Annotated in this window: 13 protein-coding genes; 7 read left to right on the top strand and 6 right to left on the bottom strand. The window is 72.2% G+C overall.

Going from position 1 to position 18,420, the window contains the following annotated elements:
* Positions 1-39 precede the first annotated feature (39 nt).
* Complete coding sequence (locus tag ACQP2H_RS20910; RefSeq protein ID WP_208570938.1) at positions 40-243, bottom strand: hypothetical protein; 204 nt, start codon at positions 241-243, stop codon at positions 40-42.
* Between ACQP2H_RS20910 and ACQP2H_RS20905 the strand changes: the two genes are divergently transcribed.
* The 5 genes from ACQP2H_RS20905 to pulA all read left to right on the top strand — a co-directional run bounded on the left by ACQP2H_RS20905 (position 242) and on the right by pulA (position 8,722).
* Positions 242-937: a hypothetical protein gene (locus ACQP2H_RS20905; protein ID WP_219463684.1), complete on the top strand. Its 696-nt coding sequence runs from the start codon at positions 242-244 to the stop codon at positions 935-937. The two genes, ACQP2H_RS20910 and ACQP2H_RS20905, sit on opposite strands and share 2 nt — an antisense overlap.
* A 37-nt stretch (positions 938-974) precedes the next feature.
* Positions 975-1,364 carry a hypothetical protein gene (locus ACQP2H_RS20900; RefSeq protein WP_208570927.1) on the top strand — a complete coding sequence of 130 codons (390 nt, stop codon included), beginning with the start codon at positions 975-977 and terminating at the stop codon, positions 1,362-1,364.
* A 123-nt stretch (positions 1,365-1,487) separates the two neighbouring features.
* Entirely contained in the window at positions 1,488-2,210 is a 723-nt protein-coding gene (locus ACQP2H_RS20895) for a hypothetical protein (protein ID WP_357537185.1), read from the top strand.
* A gap of 104 nt (positions 2,211-2,314) precedes the next feature.
* Complete coding sequence (locus tag ACQP2H_RS20890) at positions 2,315-3,088, top strand: cellulose binding domain-containing protein (RefSeq protein WP_219463675.1); 774 nt, start codon at positions 2,315-2,317, stop codon at positions 3,086-3,088.
* A 138-nt stretch (positions 3,089-3,226) separates the two neighbouring features.
* The gene (gene pulA, locus ACQP2H_RS20885) at positions 3,227-8,722 is read left to right on the top strand and encodes a pullulanase-type alpha-1,6-glucosidase (RefSeq protein ID WP_219463673.1); all 5,496 of its coding nucleotides are present in this window, start codon (positions 3,227-3,229) and stop codon (positions 8,720-8,722) included.
* Between the two features lie 126 nt (positions 8,723-8,848).
* On the opposite strand, the gene ACQP2H_RS20880 is transcribed toward pulA, so the two are convergent.
* Positions 8,849-10,525: a right-handed parallel beta-helix repeat-containing protein gene (locus ACQP2H_RS20880; protein WP_219463671.1), complete on the bottom strand. Its 1,677-nt coding sequence runs from the start codon at positions 10,523-10,525 to the stop codon at positions 8,849-8,851.
* Positions 10,526-10,888: 363 nt separating this feature from the next.
* Positions 10,889-12,370: an aminopeptidase P family protein gene (locus ACQP2H_RS20875; RefSeq protein WP_357537180.1), complete on the bottom strand. Its 1,482-nt coding sequence runs from the start codon at positions 12,368-12,370 to the stop codon at positions 10,889-10,891.
* A 176-nt stretch (positions 12,371-12,546) separates the two neighbouring features.
* On the opposite strand from ACQP2H_RS20875, the gene asnB reads away from it, so the two are divergent.
* A complete protein-coding gene (asnB, locus tag ACQP2H_RS20870) occupies positions 12,547-14,508 on the top strand; it encodes an asparagine synthase (glutamine-hydrolyzing) (RefSeq protein WP_208570933.1) in 1,962 nt (653 codons plus the stop codon).
* Between the two features lie 99 nt (positions 14,509-14,607).
* On the opposite strand, the gene ACQP2H_RS20865 is transcribed toward asnB, so the two are convergent.
* Positions 14,608-15,738 carry a lytic polysaccharide monooxygenase gene (locus ACQP2H_RS20865; RefSeq protein WP_219463669.1) on the bottom strand — a complete coding sequence of 377 codons (1,131 nt, stop codon included), beginning with the start codon at positions 15,736-15,738 and terminating at the stop codon, positions 14,608-14,610.
* Between the two features lie 338 nt (positions 15,739-16,076).
* On the opposite strand from ACQP2H_RS20865, the gene ACQP2H_RS20860 reads away from it, so the two are divergent.
* Positions 16,077-17,009, top strand: coding sequence for a carbohydrate kinase family protein (locus tag ACQP2H_RS20860; protein WP_219470196.1), 933 nt, complete (start codon positions 16,077-16,079; stop codon positions 17,007-17,009).
* Between the two features lie 90 nt (positions 17,010-17,099).
* Here the strand turns inward: ACQP2H_RS20860 and ACQP2H_RS20855 are convergent, their stop codons facing one another.
* Together ACQP2H_RS20855 and ACQP2H_RS20850 are read right to left on the bottom strand one after the other, a co-directional pair.
* A complete protein-coding gene (locus ACQP2H_RS20855; protein ID WP_433228560.1) occupies positions 17,100-17,930 on the bottom strand; it encodes an MBL fold metallo-hydrolase in 831 nt (276 codons plus the stop codon).
* The gene (locus tag ACQP2H_RS20850) at positions 17,927-18,331 is read right to left on the bottom strand and encodes a thioesterase family protein (RefSeq protein ID WP_208570936.1); all 405 of its coding nucleotides are present in this window, start codon (positions 18,329-18,331) and stop codon (positions 17,927-17,929) included. Before ACQP2H_RS20850 ends, ACQP2H_RS20855 begins: the two co-directional genes overlap by 4 nt.
* Between the last annotated feature and the right edge of the window lie 89 nt (positions 18,332-18,420).

Here is an 18,420-nt window from a genome sequence, read left to right as displayed (position 1 = left end):
CCGTCCGTGGCCGACCGGCGACGGACGGCCCGGGGTCGGTCAGGCCGGGTCGTCGGCGGGCTTCGCGGCCTCGGCGTGCCGCTGCCGCAGCCGGTCCCGGATCTCCTCCGGGGTGTACGCGCGACGCCGCCGTTCGGCGCGGGCGACGACCACGCCGGTCGCGGCGACCCCCGCGATACCCGCCAACCCGAGGACCTTCCACCACTGCATCCGTTGCCGCATCGGCCTAGGGTAGACGCTCATGAGCATCAGCCTGGACGAGGCCGTCGACCTGAGCCGTACCGGTGACGTGTGGGTGTTCCGGGGGCGCAGCGTGCCGGACCGGGCCATCCAGTTCACCACCAACAGTCCCGTCAACCACGTCGGCATGGCGGTGGTGCTGGACGACATGCCGCCGTTGATGTGGCACGCCGAGCTGGGGCGGTCGCTGCGGGACATGTGGACCGGCACCCACCAGCGCGGTGTGCAACTGCACGACCTGCGCGACGCGGTCTGCGTCTGGGCCAACCGGTACGGCCAGCGCGCCTGGCTGCGTCAGCTCGAACCGTCGGCCGACCTGGCGATGGAGCAGGCGGTGCTGCAGACCGTGGCCCGGCTCGACGGCACCCCGTTCCCGTCCACCGCCCAGTTGGCCTGGCGATGGGCCCGGGGGCGGGTCCCGCAGCTGCGCATCCCGTTGCCCCTGCCGGGTCGGCGGGACCGGGACGGCGAGCCGGCCGACCGGCAGCCCGGCGACCGGCCGACCGGCGACCGCGCGCTGGAGACCGCGTACTGCGCGGAGGTGGTGGCGGTGACCTACGAGGCGATGGGGTTGCTGCCGCCCGGCCGCCGGCCCAACTGGTACGACCCGGGCCGGTTCTGGAGCGGCGACGACCTCGACCTGGCCGGCGACGCACGGCTGGGCGCGGAGATCGAGGTACGCATCCCGCCCCGATGAGGTTTGCCGACGGGCGGCGACGGCAACTGGTGACGCCGTGAGAGCTTCCACCGATCTGGATACGCTGAGCGACTTCTTCGACCGTTACGGGGTGGCACTCACCACCGGTGACGTGCCCGCCATCGCCGGCTGTTACGCCCTGCCCGGGCTGGTGGTCGCCGACAGCTACAGCTTCTCGTTCAGCACGATGGCCGCCGTCGCGCTCTCCTTCGTCGGTGCCGCGCCCGACTACCAGGAACGGGAGCTGGTCGCGGCGCACGCGCTGATCGAGCAGGTCGAGCCGGTCTCCGCCCTGCTGACCATGGTCGCCGTGCGGTGGGAGTTCCTGGACAGCCAGGGGCGGGCGGTGCCCGGGGAGCGCTACCGCTACCTGCTGCGTGGCACCGAGGACGGCCCGGCGATCTGCACCGTCATCCGGACCGGCTGACCTGCGCGCGCCGGGCCTACCGCCCCCGCTGATCATCGCTACTGGACGGTCGCTAATCTCTGCGTACGGGATCGACCGAGGAGGATCATGCCGGGGACGCGCTGGACGCGGTGGACGTCTCGGTTGCCCCACGCGATCGCCGCGCTGCCCTGGACGCTCGCCTCGATCGCGGTGATCGTGCTGCTCTTCTTGCTGGTCAAGGCGTTGGTGGCGGTGCTCGGTCACGACCGTTACGCCGAGCACGGCGCCGGGGCGCGCAGCGAGGCCATCATGGTGCCGGGTGTGCCGGTGGCGACCGAGTCGGTGCTGCCGTCGCCGTCGCCCACCAGGACCCGCCCGGACTCCGGTGGCGGACCGGGCGTGGCCCTGCCACCGGCCGGTCGACCGCCCACCGCGTCCCGGTCGGCCACGCCGTCCCCGTCCCCGTCCGTGTCGCCGTCGGCCGCGACGCCCTCGCCGAAGCCGACCACGCTGCTCAACGACGACGCCCCGGGCATCTCCTACCGGGGGCGGTGGGCGGTCTCCCGGGACCGGCCGTACGGCGACCACCGCGACGACGTTCACTACACGATCCACGACGGTGACTCGTTCAGCTTCACGTTCACCGGCACGGGGCTGGACTACATCACGTCGCGGGACCCGGAGTACGGGGATGCCGACGTGTGGGTCGTCGATGCCGGCGGCCGGCCGGTGAAGCAGCAGCGGGTGAGCGCGCGGGCGAACCGTTACCAGCCCCAGCAGACGGTGTTCAGCGTCAGGGACCTTCCGCTCGGGACGTACACCATCTGGGCGGTCAAGCGGAACGGCGTCTACTTCCAGGTGGACGCGTTGCGGGTACGGGGCTGACGAACGGCGAACTGTCCGGTTAGGACAAAATCCGATGCCTCAGCCACTTTCCGGCAAACGCCGGGATCGTTACTCTTCTCGGACGGGGCCGACCAGGGAGGGTCATGTCCGGCATGCGTCGCGCACAACCGCGGGCACACGGAGCGGGTGCGCTGGCGTCGTCGCCATGGGTCGTGGTCGCCACCGGGGTGCTGGTGATGGTCGTGCTCCTGATCGTGGCGCTGGCGTCGTACCGCAGTCGTGGGCCGGCGTTCGAGGCGCGGCCGGCCGATCCGGTGCCGGCCTACTCGCTGCCCGGGTCGGGGGTGACCGACCGGGCGCCGGTGGCGGCGAACCTGCCCGAACCGGTCGTCCCCGGTCTGACGCCCCGCCGCACCGACCCGCTGCCGGTCGAGCTGCCCGCCGACGTCGTCGGGGGTGACCCGTCGGGTGGTGGCGGTGCGGTGTCCTCGCCGCCCGACGGGGTCGTGGTGCCGCCCGACGACCCAGGTGCGCCGCCCGCCCCGCCGGCCCCGCAGGCCACGCCGCCCGCGCCACCGGCCCCGCCGTCGTCGCCGATGACGGGTCGGTTCAGCGTGCGGGACAGTTGGAACAACGAGGCGTTCATCGGTGAGGTGCTGCTGCACAACCGGGACCGGGTGGCCCGGCCCTGGACGGTGCGGCTGGTCCCGCCCGCCGGCAGCAGGCTGGTCACCTCGTGGGTGGAGGGTGCGCCGCAGGGCACCCCCCGGATGTCGGGTGGGGTGTTCACGTACACCAGTGGGGTGAACGTCGCGCCGGGGGCGTCGGTGCCGTTGCGGTTCCACTTCGAGAACACCGGGGGCAGCATCCGGCCGTCGCGCTGCACGGTCGACGGGGTGGCCTGCTCCGGTCTCTGACCGTCGCGTCGGGTCGCCGGTCCGGTTGCCGTCGTTGCAAGTTTGCTGCTTTGTTGCGACTTGGTTTGCAAGGTATTGCAGAACCCTTTCGGAAAGGGCTAGCGTGCGGGCGAATCAGCGACCATAGGAAGGCCGTCGATGAAACCCCCGCTGCCGCGCAAGGCGCTGCTCGCCCTGGTCTCCACCCTCACCCTCGCCCTCGTCGGCGTCCCGGTCGCCGTCCGCCACCTCGGTGCCGACGCCACCGACCGCCCGTCCACCATCGACGCACTCGCCGCGGCCGGCGCCGCCCAGTGGGGTGCCGAACCCACCACCGAGGCGCTGCTCGCCGCCGGCACCGGTAAGGGACGCGCCGAGCAGTTCTACTTCGTCCTGCCGGACCGGTTCGCCAACGGCGACCGCCGCAACGACACCGGCGGTCTCACCGGCGACCGGCTGCGCACCGGGCTCGACCCGACCGACAAGGGCTTCTACCACGGTGGCGACCTCAAGGGCGTCATCGACAAGCTCGACTACATCCAGGGGCTCGGCACCACCGCCATCTGGCTGGCGCCGGTGTTCAAGAACCGCCCTGTGCAGGGCAGCGGCGCGGACGTCTCCGCCGGCTACCACGGCTACTGGATCACCGACTTCACCCAGGTCGACCCGCACTTCGGCACCAACGAGGAAATGAAGCGGCTGGTCAGGCTGGCCCACCAGCGGGGCATCAAGGTCTACCTCGACGTCATCGTCAACCACACCGCCGACGTCATCTCCTACGCCGAGGGCAAGTACGCGTACGTCGACAAGAAGACGTCGCCGTACACCGACGCGCAGGGGCGTGAGTTCGAGGACCGCAACTACGCCGACGGCACCCGGGACTTCCCGAGGGTGAACACCGACGCCGGCCCGTACACGCCGACGTTCGCCACCGGAGCCGACGCGGGCGTCAAGGTGCCGGCCTGGCTCAACGACCCGACGATGTACCACAACCGGGGTGACTCCACCTTCGCCGGTGAGAACAGCGAGTACGGCGACTTCTACGGCCTCGACGACCTGTGGACCGAGCGGCCCGAGGTGGTCCGGGGCCTGACCAAGGCGTACGGCGACTGGATCGCCAGCACCGACGTCGACGGGTTCCGGCTGGACACCGTCAAGCACGTCAACCTCGACTTCTGGCCGCAGTTCAGCCAGGGCATCAAGCGCGCCGCCGACTCCGCCGGCAAGAAGGACTTCTTCATGTTCGGCGAGGTCTACAGCGCCGACCAGGAGGTCACCTCCACCTACGTGCGGCGCGGCGGGCTGCCGGCCACCCTCGACTTCTCCTTCCAGGAGGCGGCGCGCGGCTACGTCACCACCGACGGATCGGCGAAGGCGCTGGCCGACGTCTACGCCAAGGACCCGCTGTACGCCGCCCGGGACACCGACGCCGGCCGGCTGACCACCTTCCTCGGCAACCACGACATGGGTCGGATCGGCTCGTTCATCGCCGCCGCCGGGGGCGACGACGCCCGCCAGTTCGGCCGGGACCGCCTCGCCCACCAGCTGATGTTCCTCACCCGGGGTCAGCCGGTCGTCTACTCCGGCGACGAGCAGGGCTTCACCGGGCCGGGCGGGGACAAGGACGCCCGGCAGGACATGTTCGCCACCCGCACGGCGGACTACCTCGACGACGACCTGATCGGCACCACCCGCACCCACGCCGCGGACCAGTACGACACCACCCACCCGCTGTACCGCACCATCGCCGAGCTGGGCCGGCTGCGGGCCGCGCACCCCGGCCTGCGCGACGGCGTCCAGGTCACCCGGTACGCCGCCGACGGGCCGGGTGTCTTCGCCTTCTCCCGGATCTCCCCGGCCGACCGCACCGAGTACCTGGTGGCGGTGAACAACGCCGGCACCCCGCAGACTGTCACCGTGCAGACCTGGTCACCCGGCACCACGTTCACCGGCATCTACGGCGGCACGGCCACCCCGACCGCCGGCACCGACGGAAAGCTGAGCGTGACCGTCCCCGCCGGGTCGGCGGTGGTGCTCAAGGCCGGCCGGCCCGTCCCACAGGCCACCGCCAAGCCGACCGTCACCCTCACCGAGCCGGGCACCGACCCGGTCGCCACCCGGGCCGCCGTCACCGCTCAGGTGACAGGTGACCCGCTGGCCACCGTCACCGTCGCCGCCCGGGTCGCGGGTGGGAAATGGACCCTGCTGGGCAGCGCGCACACCGCGCCGTACACCGTGCACCACGACCTGACCGGGCTCGCCGGGGGCACCCGGGTCGAATACAAGGCGGTGGTCCGCGACGGAAAGGGGCGGACGACCGCCACCCGGTCGACCGGGGTGGTCGGCACCCCCGCGCAGGGCGCGTCCCGGGACTGGGTGGTGGTGCACTACCAGCGCCCCGCCGGGGACTACGCCGACTGGGGACTGTACGCCTGGGGTGACCTCGATCCGGCGTACGTCACGCAGTGGCCCGCCGGGCAGCCGTTCGCCGGGGAGGATTCGTACGGCCGGTTCGCCTGGGTGAAGCTCAAGCCTGGCGCCAAGTCCGTCGGGTTCCTCGTGGTCGACAAGGCGGGCACCAAGGACGTCGCCAACGACCGCACCATCGACGTGACCACCACCGGCGAGGTCTGGGTCAAGCAGGGCGACCCGGCGCTCTATCCCACCCGGCAGGCCGCCACCGGCGAACCCGACCCACCCGTCGACCCGGGCACCGCGATCATCCACTGGCGCAAGGCCGACAACGACTACGCCGGCTGGGGCCTGCACCTGTGGGACGGCGCGGCCACCCCGACCGACTGGGCCAGCCCGCTCCTGCCCGAGAAGGTGGACTCCTTCGGCGCGCTGTTCCGGGTGCCGCTGGCGGCCGGCGCGACCGGGCTCAACTACATCATCCACCGGGGCGACACCAAGGATCAGCCCGACGACCAGCGACTCGACCTCACCGGGGTCGGCCACGAGGTCTGGCTGCTGGGCGGGGTGCCCGGCCGGCTGCTCCCCGCCACCGCCACCGGGACGACGAAGGACCTCGACATCACGAAGCAGCAGGCGCAGTGGATCGACAGGTCCACGGTCACCTGGGCCGTCGGCCCGACCGACGGCAGGGCGTACGCCCTGGTGGCCGCCCCGGCGGGTGGGCTGAGTGTGGTCGACGGCGAGCTGTCCGGGACGTACACCTCGCTGCCGTTGCGGGCGCAGCGCAACGGGCTCACCGAGGCCCAGCGGGCGGCCTTCCCGCACCTGTGGGCCCACCAGGCGTTCCGTCTCGACCGGGCCGACCTGGCGAAGGTGCCGGCGGCGCTGCGCGGGCAACTCGTGGTGACCGAACGCGACGCCCGGGGGGCGCTGCTGCGCGCGACCGGGGTGCAGATCCCCGGCGCGCTCGACGACGTCTACCGGGCCGCCACCGACGCGACGCTCGGCGTCAGCTTCGCCGGTAAGGTGCCCACCCTCGCGGTCTGGGCGCCCACCGCCCGCACCGTCACCCTCGAACTGTCCGACACGCCGTCGGCGCAGCCGCGCACGGTGGCGATGCGCCGCGACGACCGCACCGGCGTCTGGTCGGTACGCGGCAGCCGCGACTGGACCGGCCGGTACTACCGCTACCGGGTCGAAGCCTGGCAGCCGGCCGCCCAGAAGATCGTCACCGCCTCGGTCACCGACCCCTACTCGGTGGCGCTCGCGGCGGACTCCACGCACAGCCAGATCGTCGACCTGGCCGACCCGGCGCTCACCCCGACCGGCTGGTCCGGGCTGCGCAAGCCGGCCGCGCCGGCCGCGTCGCAGGCGCAGATCTCCGAACTGTCGGTACGCGACTTCTCCATCGCCGACACCACCGTCCCGGCCGACCGGCGGGGCACCTACCTGGCCTTCACCGACCCGGGCACGGCCGGCATGAAACACCTCAAGGCGCTCGGCGACGCCGGGGTCAACTACCTGCACCTGCTGCCGGTGTTCGACTTCGCCACCATTCCCGAGAAGCGCGCCGACCAGCGGCAGCCCGACTGCGACCTGGCGACGCTGCCCCCGGACTCCGACCGGCAGCAGGCGTGCGTCGCGGCGGTCGCCGACACCGACGGCTACAACTGGGGGTACGACCCGCTGCACTACACCGTCCCCGAGGGCGGCTACGCCGTCGACCCGGACGGGGCGCGGCGGACCACCGAGTTCCGCCGGATGGTCGCCGGGATCAACGGCGCTGGCCTGCGGGTGGTGCTCGACGTGGTCTACAACCACACCTCCGCCGCCGGCACCGATCCGAAGTCGGTGCTGGACCAGGTGGTGCCCGGCTACTACCACCGGCTGCTCGATGACGGCACCGTCGCCAACTCGACCTGCTGCGCCAACACCGCCCCCGAGCACGCCATGATGGGCAAGTTGGTGGTCGACTCGCTGGTCGTCTGGGCGAAGCAGTACAAGGTGGACGGCTTCCGGTTCGACCTGATGGGCCACCACCCCAAGGCCAACATCCTGGCCGTCCGGGCCGCGCTGGACCGTCTCACCCTCGCCCGCGACGGTGTCGACGGGAAGAAGATCCTGCTCTACGGCGAGGGCTGGAACTTCGGCGAGGTCGCCGACGACGCCCGGTTCGTCCAGGCCACCCAGACCAACATGGCCGGCACCGGGATCGGCACCTTCAACGACCGGCTCCGCGACGCGGTACGCGGTGGCGGCCCCTTCGACGCCAACCCGCGCGTGCAGGGCTTCGCCTCCGGCCTCTACACCGATCCCAACGGCGACCCGGTCAACGGCACCGCCGCCGAACAACAGGCCCGGCTGCGCCACCAGCAGGACCTGATCAAGGTGGGGCTGACCGGCAACCTGCGCGGCTACCGGTTCACCGACTCCACCGGCCGCAAGGTCACCGGGGCGCAGGTGGACTACAACGGCTCCCCGGCCGGCTACACCGCCGCGCCCGGCGAGGCGGTGACCTACGTCGACGCGCACGACAACGAGATCCTGTACGACGCGCTGGCGTACAAGCTGCCGACCGGCACCTCGGCGACGGACCGGGCCCGGATGCAGGTGCTCGCCCTGGCCACCACCGCCCTCGGGCAGGGGACCGGGTTCGTGGCGGCTGGCTCGGAGCGGCTGCGGTCGAAGTCGCTCGACCGCAACTCCTACAACTCCGGTGACTGGTTCAACCAGATCCGCTGGGACTGCGCCGAGGGCAACGGCTTCGGTGCCGGTCTCCCACCGGCGGCGGACAACCAGGACAAGTGGTCGTACGCGAAGCCGCTGCTGGCCGATCCGTCCCTGGTCCCGGACTGCGCCGCGATCGACCTGGCCGACGCCCGGTACGCGGAACTGCTGGAGATCCGGCGGTCCTCGCCGGTGTTCGGGCTGTCCACCGCCGACCAGGTGCAGCAGCGGGTCGCCTTCCCGCTGTCCGGGGCGAAGGAGACCCCGGGGGTGCTCACCATGACCCTGGACGCCCGGGGGCTGGGTGGCCGGTGGAAGACGGTGACCGTGGTCTTCAACGCCACCCCGACGGCGGCGAAGCAGACGGTGGCCGGGTTGCGGGGCACCGACACCACCCTGCACCCGGTGCTGGCCGACTCCGCCGACCCGGTGCTGCGGGCCGCCTCGTTCGACCGGGCGGCGGGCACCTTCACCGTGCCGGCACGCAGCGTGGGGGTCTTCGTCCAGCGTTGACCCGACGGCGCTTCGTCGTGCGCTGAGCAGGCGACGACCGGCCCCCCTCCGCGTGCTGCGGAGGGGGGCCGGTTCGCGTCCTGCCCGGTGTGCCGCCGTCACCGGCCGCACGTCACCCGAAGGTGCTCAGCCGAAGCAGTTCGGGATGGTGTCGCCCGGGATGGCCAGGCAGTTCGTCGGGCGGTTCGCGACGATCGCGGACTTGTCGTCCACGTTCACCACGCCCTCGAAGGTGAACACACCGCCCGGAGCGAAGGTGGCGAAGTTGTTGGCGACCTTCGTCCGGCTGAGGTTGACCTCGCCGAAGATGTTGAAGATGCCGCCGCCGACGCCGATCGGACCGAGGGCCCGGTTGGCGACGACCTCGGACTCACGCACCGTGGTGACGCTGTCCGCGTTGAACAGCCCGCCGCCGAAGAAGCCGGCGGTGTTCTCCTTGAGGTGGCTCTTCTCGATGGTGACCGCGCTGTCGAAGGCCACGGCCACGCCGCCGCCGACGCCCGCGGTGCTGTTCTTGGCCACCGTCGAGTGGTGCACGTTGACCTGGGCGTCCGCCGCCGCGATACCGCCACCGGCGAGCACCGCGGTGTTCGACAGGACCTCCGTGTAGCGCACTGTGGTGTTGCCCCCGATGTCGAGCAGGCCGCCGCCGAAGCCGAGCGTCTCGTTCTCGGTGATCTTGGACTTCTCGATCAGGACGGTGCCGCCGTCGACGTCCTCGGTGAAGATCTCCGCGGCGCCGTTGGAGATGCCGCCACCACCGATGACGGCGGTGTTGTCGGTGATCGTGGATTCGTCGACCTTGAGCAGGCCGGCGTTGAAGATGCCACCGCCGAAGAAGAAGGCGGTGTTGTGGGCGACCTCGGTGTGCCGCAGCGACGTGGTGCCGAAGTTGGCCAGCCCGCCGCCGTTGCCGCCGGACTGGTTCAGCACGACCGAGGTGTCGAACAGGTCGGCCGTACCACCCGGTTGCACCAGGATCCCGGCGCCGTCGTTGATGCCCGGCGTGAGGACCAGCGGCGTGACGGCCCCCGGCTTGGCCTTGGGTGCGAGCTGTACGGCGGCCTTGGGCGTGGCCTTCGGCGCGGCCTTCAGGCCGGCCTTCGGGTTCGCCTTGCGGACGGTGAGCGCCTGGGTCAGCGGGGTGCCGGCCTTCACCTGGGCGGCGATCGCCTGGGAGTCCGAGTAGGCCCCCCAGACCGTCTCCGGCGCGACGGCCGTGAACGCCTCGATGGTCTGCCCGCCCTTGATGGTCAGGCCCTTGATGCTCAGGTGGCCGCCGGGGCCCACGTTGAGGATCCGGAAGTAGTCGGCGGTGGCGTCCCGGGAGATCGTGGTGTGCTCACCCCGAAGGGTGATGTTCTGGGTGATCACCGGCAGGCCGTTGCCGTCCTGGTTGCGGGTCAGGTTGTAGGTGCAGCCCTTGGCCAGGTCCAGCACGCCGCCGTCGCGGCTGTTGGCGAAGACGATGGCCTGGATGAGCCGGTCGGTGTCGCAGGGCACCTCCCTTCCACGCTCGCGGTCCTTGCCCTCGTGCTCGTCCTTGCCGCCACGGTCGTCCTTGCCGCCACGGTCCGGGCCCTCGTCGCCGCGGCCATGGTCGCCGTCCTTGGTGACCTGCTGAGTGGTGTTCCACTTCAGTCCGCTCACCCCGACCGCCCCGGCACTGCCGGCGACGCCCACCGCGGCGAGACTGACCACACCTGTCAACCCGGCGACGCCACTGGCGAGCCAGAGCTTGCGACGGCTCCTGCTCCCCGTCGCCCGCGCGGAGGCTTCGTTGTTCGTTAGGTAGTTGGACATCGGAGCTCTCTGCCCTCTCCTCGTACCAGACAGGGTCGCCGCGCCTGAGCGGACGTCCCCTGCTACAAATCGGTTGTAGCTCCCGAAACCCACGGTATGAGAACGTTCCTCGCTATGAGGCCAAACCCGAAGAAAGCCCGCCTTATTTGCACGTTCCGGCGGTCGGTGACCCTCGGGACGAGCAGGTCCTCAGCGGGTGATCCCCTGTAACTCGCCGCAGGGGCGGCTTCAGCCGGGGATGGCCAGGCCAGGCGGGGCGGGAGCGGTGCGTGGGGCGGGAACGACGGCGGCCCCGCCGCCGGAGGCGTCCGCCGAGGGGGCGACGCGTCCGGCGGCGGGGCCGCCGTGAACCGGGTGCGGGGGTCAGCCGGGCAGGCGGGGACCCGCCTCACGCTGCTCGGCCAGCCAGGTCTCCACCTCGTCGGAGCGGCGGGGCAGACCGGCCGACAGGTTCACCGAACCGGTCGCGGTGACCAGGATGTCGTCCTCGATGCGGACCCCGATGCCGCGCAGCTCCTCCGGGACCAGCTCGTCCTCCGGCTGGAAATACAGCCCCGGCTCGACGGTGAGCACGTAACCCTCACCGAGCTGGCCGTCGCGGTACTTCTCCTTGCGGGCGTTCGCGCAGTCGTGCACGTCGATGCCGAGCATGTGACTGGTGCCGTGCAGGGTCCACCGCCGGTAGACCGTGGAGGCCGGGTCCATCGCCTCGTCGACGCTCACCGGCAGCAGATCGAGATCCTTCAGCGCCTCGGCGAGCACCCGCATCGAGGTCAGGTGCACCTCGCGGAACCCCACGCCCGGCCGGATCGCGTCGATGCCGGCCTGCTGGGCGGCGTACACCGCGTCGTAGACCTGGCGTTGCAGCGGGGTGAACCGGCCGTCCACCGGCAGCACCCGGGTCACGTCGGCGGTGTAGAGGTTGCGGTTCTCCACGCCCATGTCCATCAACAGCAGCTCACCCGGACGGGTCGCGCCGTGGTTGTGCACCCAGTGCAGGATCGTCGCGTGCTCGCCGCCCCCGACGATCGAGCTGTAGCCGACGTCGTTGCCGTCGTGCCGGGCCCGCAGCGCGAAGATCCCCTCCAACAGCCGCTCGGAGACCCCCCGGTCGGCCGGCAGCACCCGGGCCACGTCCTCGAAGCCGCGTACGGTGGCGTCGACCGCGTCCTGGAGTTGGGCGACCTCCCACTCGTCCTTGACCAGCTTCAGCTCGGCGATCACGATCGCCAGCTCCCGGTCGCGGGCCGGCTGCCCCTCCTCCCGGGGGCCGTCCCACGGGCGCACCGCCGCGTCGACCCGCTGGTCGAAGCCGCGCAACACCCGGGTCCGCCCCGGTGCCATCCGCGCCAGCGCCCCGTCCAGCGCCGTCAGGTCCTCCGTGGGCAGGCCCAGCTCGGTGGACTTCTCGGCCAGGGTGTGCCGCCGGCCCACCCACAGCTCGCCGTGCCGGCTGCGGAAGAACTCGTCGGTCTCCCGCGAGGACCGGGGACGCATGTACAGCGTCGCGTCGTGCCCCGAACCGTTGGGGCGCAGCACCAGGACGCTGTCCGGGTCGTGGTCCCCGGTCAGGTAGGCGAAGTCGCTGCCCGGCCGGAACGGGTGGTCGGTGTCGTTGGCGCGTACCTTCTCGGTGCCGGTGGGGATGACCAGCGTCTCGCCCGGGAAGGCCGCGGAGAGCGCGGCCCGCCGCTTGGCGTGGTGCGGGACCTCCGGTCGGGGCCCGACCGGCAGGCTGGTGTCGCGCCAGCCGTGCCGCATGAAGGACAGGAACGCCTCCGGAAAGTCCGGGTCGTGCGATTCGGTGCCGTCCGCCGGCTTGCCTTCCGTCCGTTCCTCGGCCATGTCGGCTCCCTTCGCCTCGTCGCTCGTCCAGACGGTACCCCGGCTCCGGCCGGGCGGGGTGCCTGCGGTCCGGCACCGGACGCTCGCGCGGAGGGACAGCGCCGTCCGCTTCGCGCGGAGGGACAGAGCCAGCGGTGCCGCACGACCGGAATGTGCCGCGTGGAAAGATGGCGACCATGTGCGGACTCCTGGCCTTCTTCAGCGCGAACGGCAACGCCGCCGCCCACCGCGACAACATCGCGGGGGCGTTGGAATGCCTGCACCACCGCGGACCGGACGAGACAGGGGTCGAGGTGGTCGGTGACGCCACCGGCCACTACGCCGACGGGGTGTTCGCCCACAAGCGGCTCGCCATCATCGACGTGGCGTCCAGCCACGAGCCGCTGCCCTACGCGGGCGGCCGCTACCTGCTGACCTTCAACGGCGAGATCTACAACTACATCGAGCTGCGCGAGGAGCTGGCCCGCAACTTCGGGGCCCAGTTCGCCACCGCCGGTGACGGCGAGGTGATCGTCGCCGGCTACCACTACTGGGGCGAGCAGGTGCTCACCCGGCTGCGCGGCATGTTCGCCTTCGTCATCTGGGACCGGCAGGAGCGTCGGGCGTTCGGCGCGCGGGACTACTTCGGCATCAAGCCGCTGCACTACCTGGAGACCGCCGACGGCCTCTACCTCGCCTCCGAGAAGAAGGCGCTGCTGCCCTTCGCGCACTCCTACTACCAGGGTGACGCCGGCATCGACACCGCCAACCTCAGCCACTACCTCACCCTCCAGTACGTTCCCGAGCCCGGCACCCTGCACCAGGGGATCAGCCGGATCGGCTCCGGGGAGTACCTGACCTGGTCGCCGGGGGGCCGGCTGGACGTGCGGCGCTGGTACCGGCCGGTGTTCCGGCCCGCCCCGGTCGCCGACGAGCAGCGGCTCTACCACGAGATCCGGGAGACGCTTCGGGAGAGCGTACGGATGCACATGCGCTCGGACGTGCCGGTCGGCTCGTTCCTGTCCAGCGGCATCGACTCGACCGCCGTGGTGGCCCTGGCCCGCGAGTTCAACCCCAACATCCTCACCTTCACCGTCGGCTACGACGTGCCCGGCTACTCCGAGATCGACGTGGCCCAGGACTCGGCCCGGCATCTCGACGTGACGACGATCCCGACCAAGATCGGGCCGCAGGACATGATCGACGCGCTGCCGAAGATCGTCTGGCACCTGGACGACCCGGTGGCCGACCCGGCGCTGGTGCCGCTCTACTTCGTCGCCAAGAAGGCCGCCGAGCACGTCACGGTGGTGCTCTCCGGCGAGGGCGCCGACGAGTTCTTCGGCGGTTACACCATCTACCGGGAGCCGCTCTCCCTCGGCACCGTCAACGGGCTGCCGGGCGGGGTGCAGAAGGGCCTGCGCGCGGTCTCCAAGGCGATCCCGCAGGGGGTCAAGGGCAAGAGCTTCCTGGAGCGCGGCACCACCCCGATCGAGCAGCGCTACTACGGCAACGCCCGGATGTTCACCGAGGAGGAGAAGCAGCACCTGCTGCGCCGCTACGACCCGTCGGTGCGTTACACCGACGTCACCGCCCCGATCTACGCCGAGTGCACCGAGCTGGACGACGTCACCAAGATGCAGTACGTCGACCTCTACACCTGGCTGCGCGGCGACATCCTGGTCAAGGCGGACCGGATCTCGATGTCGCACTCGCTGGAGGTGCGGGTGCCGTTCCTGGACCGGGCGGTCTTCGACGTGGCGGCCACCATCCCGGTCGACCTGAAGCTGCCGCCCCGTTCCGACGCCACCAAGTACGCCATGCGCCAGGCGTTGCAGGGCGTCGTGCCGCCGGCCATCGTCAACCGCAAGAAGCTGGGCTTCCCGACCCCCACCCGGGTCTGGCTGCGCGGCGAGATGTACGAGTGGGCCCGGCACGTGCTGTCCACCTCCGGTGCCGGCGACCTGATCGACCTGTCGTACGCGATGCGGCTGCTGGAGGAGCACAAGCGCGAGGAGGCGGACAACTCCCGCAAGGTGTGGACGGTGCTGATCTTCTGCATCTGGCACGCCATCTTCGTGGCCAAGACCCTCGACCCGGGCATCCAGCGCAACCAGTCGGCCCTGCTCACCAAGCCGGTGGTCGGCAGCATGGTCCGCTGACCCCGCCCCCGGTCCCGTCGCGACGGACACCGGGCCCGGACGGACCGGAGGCCCCCACCCGACGGGTGGGGGCCTCCGGTGTGTGCGTTCAGCGTCGGATCACCGGCCGGAGCAGGAGACCGTCGGCAGTCCGTTGGTGCCGGTGCTGCTCGCCGTGAAGCCGAACGTGGTCGTCTTCTCCGGCGCGATCGAGCCGTTGTACGCGGCGTTGGTGACGGTCACCGTCGACCCGCTGGTGCTCAGCGAGCCGTTCCAGACCTGCGAGATCACCTGACCGTTGGGCCAGGTCCAGCTCGCCGCCCAGCCCCCGTACGTGCGGGTGCTGTGGTTCATGATGGTGACCTCACCCTGGAAGCCGCCGTTCCAGGCGCTGACCACCTTGTAGACCGCCATGCAGTCGCTGTTGCCCGGCGGCGGGGTGGTGGTCGGCGGCGGCGGGGTCGTGGTCGGCGGCGGCGGGGTGGTGGTCGGCGGCGGGGTGGTCGGCGGGGGCGTGGTCGGCGGCGGGGTGGTCGGGTTGTTGCCGCTGCCGACCCCGGTCACCTGACCGTTGCCACCGTCGAAGGTGACGTCCGAGCAGCCGAAGAAGTTCTCCTGGCTGTCCGAGCGGACCCAGCGGGAGTAGATGATGTGCCGGCCGGACTTGCCCGACGGCAGGTTCCCGCTGAAGTAGTAGTGCCCCTCGTTGGTGCCCGACGCGCCCCGCTGGGGCGGGTTGGTCACCGTGAGGAACGGCTCCTCCAGGTCACTCCAGGCCAGCGGCCGGGTCGGGCTCCAGCTGTCCTTCGTCACATAGAAGTAGAAGGTGCCCGGGTGGTGCGCCCAGTTGCTGTACTTGAAGTCCAGCCGGGCACCGGACGTCAGGTGGGTCAGCGGCCAGTCGGTACGGGCCAGGTCGTACCCGGCGAAACCGGTGTTGCCGCCGCTGCACAGCTTGCCGTCGGGGATGAAGCCGACGGTGCGGCCACCGGCGTCGGAGCGGAGCACGCTGAACCAGTTGTAGAGGGAGTTGGTGCCGCTCTGGGCGACGGCGGCGGAGCAGGCCGGGTTGTTCGGCCGGATCTCGCCGGTGGGGCTCAGGCCGTCCTGCCAGCACAGGTAGGTCCGGCTGCCCGGAACGATCGGCGTGCCGTGTGCGGCGGCCGGTTCTGGCTGCACCGTCAGGGCGACGGCCCCGAAGGCGAGGGTGGCGGCCGCGGTGAACAACGCGGCCGTACGGGAACGAAGCACGAGCTTCTCCTGATCCGCGGGGTGGCGCGAACGCCCGCCCCGCACAAGGTGAGGGATGCGTCGGTCGCGGCTCTGGCCGGCGGCCCGACAGGGGCCGACGGGCGCGTGCCGTCGGCGGTCCGTGCCCACGGACCGGTGCCTCTCGCGTCAGACCCCAGCTGATCGCCGAGCGGGTGCGGCAGCCCTCCGCGCCGGCCCGGCACCCCAATACCATCACGCCCGGACGAACCACGCAATAGTCGTTGCTCGATGGGTGGGATCTGGTTGCCCGGCCGGCCCCGATCGGCATGGACCGTTGTGCCAGCCTGGTAGCCGACGACGACGCGCTGGGAGGCGACGTGGGGTACGCGGTGGTGCTCGGTGAGGCGCTGATCGACCTGTTGGACGCCGAGTCCGAGGGGCAGCCGGTGTTCCGGCAGGCGATCGGCGGCGGCCCGCTCAACGTCGCCGTCGGGGTGGCCCGGCTCGGCGGCACCGCCGAGTTCGTCGGCTCCCTCGGCGACGACGTGCTCGCCGGCCGCATCCGCGCCTTCCTGGCCGACGCCGGGGTCGGGCTGACCGGCGCGGTCACCGTGCCCGCACCCACCACGCTGGCGGTCACCACCCACACCGGGGCCGAGCCGGACTTCCGCTTCTACGGCGAACCACCGTCGTACGGCCTGCTCGCCGCCGACGACCTCGACGGGGCGCTGATCGAGGGCGCGGACGTGCTCTACTGCGGCTCGATCGTGCTGCTGCGCCCACCGACTCTCGCCGCCGCCCGGCGGGCCTGGTCGCTCGCGCCCGGCCTGCGGGTCTTCGACCCCAACGTCCGGCCCCGGCTGCTGTCCGGCCCGGCGGAACTGGCCGGCCTGCGCCAGGTGGTGGTGGAGTTCGCCGCCTCGGCGCACCTGGTGAAGCTCAGCAGCGCCGACGCCGCCCTCCTCTGGCCCGACGAGCCGGTCGAGGGGGTCGCCGCGTACCTGCGGGAGGTGGGCGCGGGCACGGTGGTGGTGACCCTCGGCGCGGACGGTGCCCTGGTCGCCGCCGGTCCCGACCCGGTCCGGGTGCCCGCGCCGAAGGTCCAGGCGGTGGACGCCACCGGCGCGGGCGACTCGGTGATGGCCGCGCTCATCGCCGAGTTGCTGGCCGACGGCGAACCGACCGAGCCGACCGGCTGGCACCGGCGGGTGGCGTTCGCCCTGCGGGTCGCCGGCCTGGTCTGCGAGTCACCCGGCGGTGCGGTCGCCATGCCCACCCGGGACGCGGTACGCCGCCGCTTCACCGACTGAGCGCCGCCCACCCGGTCACCGCAGCGACCGGGTCGACGGTCGGGCACGGCGTGGTGCCAGTTCGTCCGCCCGCCCGCGGCGGCCGGTGACTCAGGGCGTGCCGTCGAGTTCCCGGTAGCCCCGGCGGGCGGCGACCAGGCCGGGTCGGGCACCGAACGGGGAGCCGGCGGCCACCCGCTCCGGCGGGGCGTCGCCGGTGTGCGCGGCCCGGATCAGCCAGGCCAGCTCGACCAGTTGGGCGTGCTGGGCCCGGACGAACTCCACGTCCACCGGCGTGCCGTGGCCCGGCACCACCACCGTCGCGGGCGTGGTCATCCGCAGCAGGTCGGCCACGGCGTCCGGCCACTGCAACGGGTAGGACTCCTCGAAGGCCGGCGGCCCGGACTGCTCCACCAGATCCCCGGCGACCAGCACGTCGGCATCCGGCACGTGTACCACCAGGTCCCCGTCGGTGTGCCCGTGCCCCGGGTGCCGCAGCACCACCCGCCGGCCGCCGACGTCCAGCACGGTCTCGGTGTGCACGGTGTGCGTCGGGGCCAGCAGGGTCGTCCCGGCCAGCTCGGCGGCGAGCCCGGGATGCTCCGCCCGCATCTCCTCGTACGCCGCCCGGCGCAGCCGGTCCGGCCGGTCCCGCAGTGCGGCGGCGGCCACCTCGTGCGCGTACACCGGGCGGGGTGGGTCGGCGGCGAGCGTCGCGTTGCCGAAGCAGTGGTCGAAGTGGTGGTGGGTGTTGACCAGCGTCCACGGGTGCGGGGTGACGGCCCGCGCCGCGGCGGCCAGCTCGGCGGCCTGACCGGCGGTGGACAGGGTGTCCACCAGCAGCGCAGCGCCGTCGCCGACCACCAGAGTGACGTTGACGTCGAGCAGCGGTTCCCGCAGCACGTGGACCCGGTCGGCGATCTCCACGAACCGGTTCGTCATGACACCCGCGCCGCCCGCTCGACGAACCGTTGCCGGTCGACCAGCGCCCGCTCCACCCGGCCCGACGCCACCGTCGTGTCGCCGTCGGTCACCGTCACCTCGAACAGCAGCCGCCGCCCGTCGGCCTCGACCAGCCGGGCGTGGGCCACCACGGTCCGCCCGACCGGGGTGGCGGCCAGGTGTGCCAGCTCGACCCGGACCCCGACCGTGGTCCGGCCGGTGGGCATCCGGGGTGCCGTCGCGGCCACCGTGGCGGCCTCGGCGAGGGCCAGCACCCGGGGGGTGGCCAGCACCGGCACGTCACCGGAGCCGACGGCCCGCGCGGTGTCGGCGTCGGCGACGGTCAGCTCCACCCGGGCGGTCAGCCCCGGCGGGAACGGTGCGTCCGGCTGTTCCAGCATGGGGTCAGCCTAGTGGTCGGGCCCCCGCTGCCGGCCGGGACATCGGCGGCCGGCCGGGTGCTTCCGCCGCCGTCGGCGGGCTCCCGTGC

The sequence above is a fragment of the Micromonospora sp. CA-248260 genome (assembly GCF_050942205.1).
Classification (GTDB): Bacteria; Actinomycetota; Actinomycetes; order Mycobacteriales; family Micromonosporaceae; genus Micromonospora; species Micromonospora antibiotica.
This window is presented reverse-complemented; position numbering and strand designations above follow the sequence as displayed.

Bases quoted from the DNA above. Each gene is read 5' to 3' on its own strand.
- ACQP2H_RS20855 (WP_433228560.1), bottom strand. From the start codon at position 17,930: ATGACGAACCGGTTCGTGGAGATCGCCGACCGGGTCCACGTGCTGCGG.
- ACQP2H_RS20890 (WP_219463675.1), top strand. From the start codon at position 2,315: ATGTCCGGCATGCGTCGCGCACAACCGCGGGCACACGGAGCGGGTGCG.
- ACQP2H_RS20875 (WP_357537180.1), bottom strand. From the start codon at position 12,370: ATGGCCGAGGAACGGACGGAAGGCAAGCCGGCGGACGGCACCGAATCG.
- ACQP2H_RS20910 (WP_208570938.1), bottom strand. From the start codon at position 243: ATGAGCGTCTACCCTAGGCCGATGCGGCAACGGATGCAGTGGTGGAAG.
- pulA (WP_219463673.1), top strand. From the start codon at position 3,227: ATGAAACCCCCGCTGCCGCGCAAGGCGCTGCTCGCCCTGGTCTCCACC.
- ACQP2H_RS20905 (WP_219463684.1), top strand. From the start codon at position 242: ATGAGCATCAGCCTGGACGAGGCCGTCGACCTGAGCCGTACCGGTGAC.
- ACQP2H_RS20850 (WP_208570936.1), bottom strand. From the start codon at position 18,331: ATGCTGGAACAGCCGGACGCACCGTTCCCGCCGGGGCTGACCGCCCGG.
- asnB (WP_208570933.1), top strand. From the start codon at position 12,547: ATGTGCGGACTCCTGGCCTTCTTCAGCGCGAACGGCAACGCCGCCGCC.
- ACQP2H_RS20880 (WP_219463671.1), bottom strand. From the start codon at position 10,525: ATGTCCAACTACCTAACGAACAACGAAGCCTCCGCGCGGGCGACGGGG.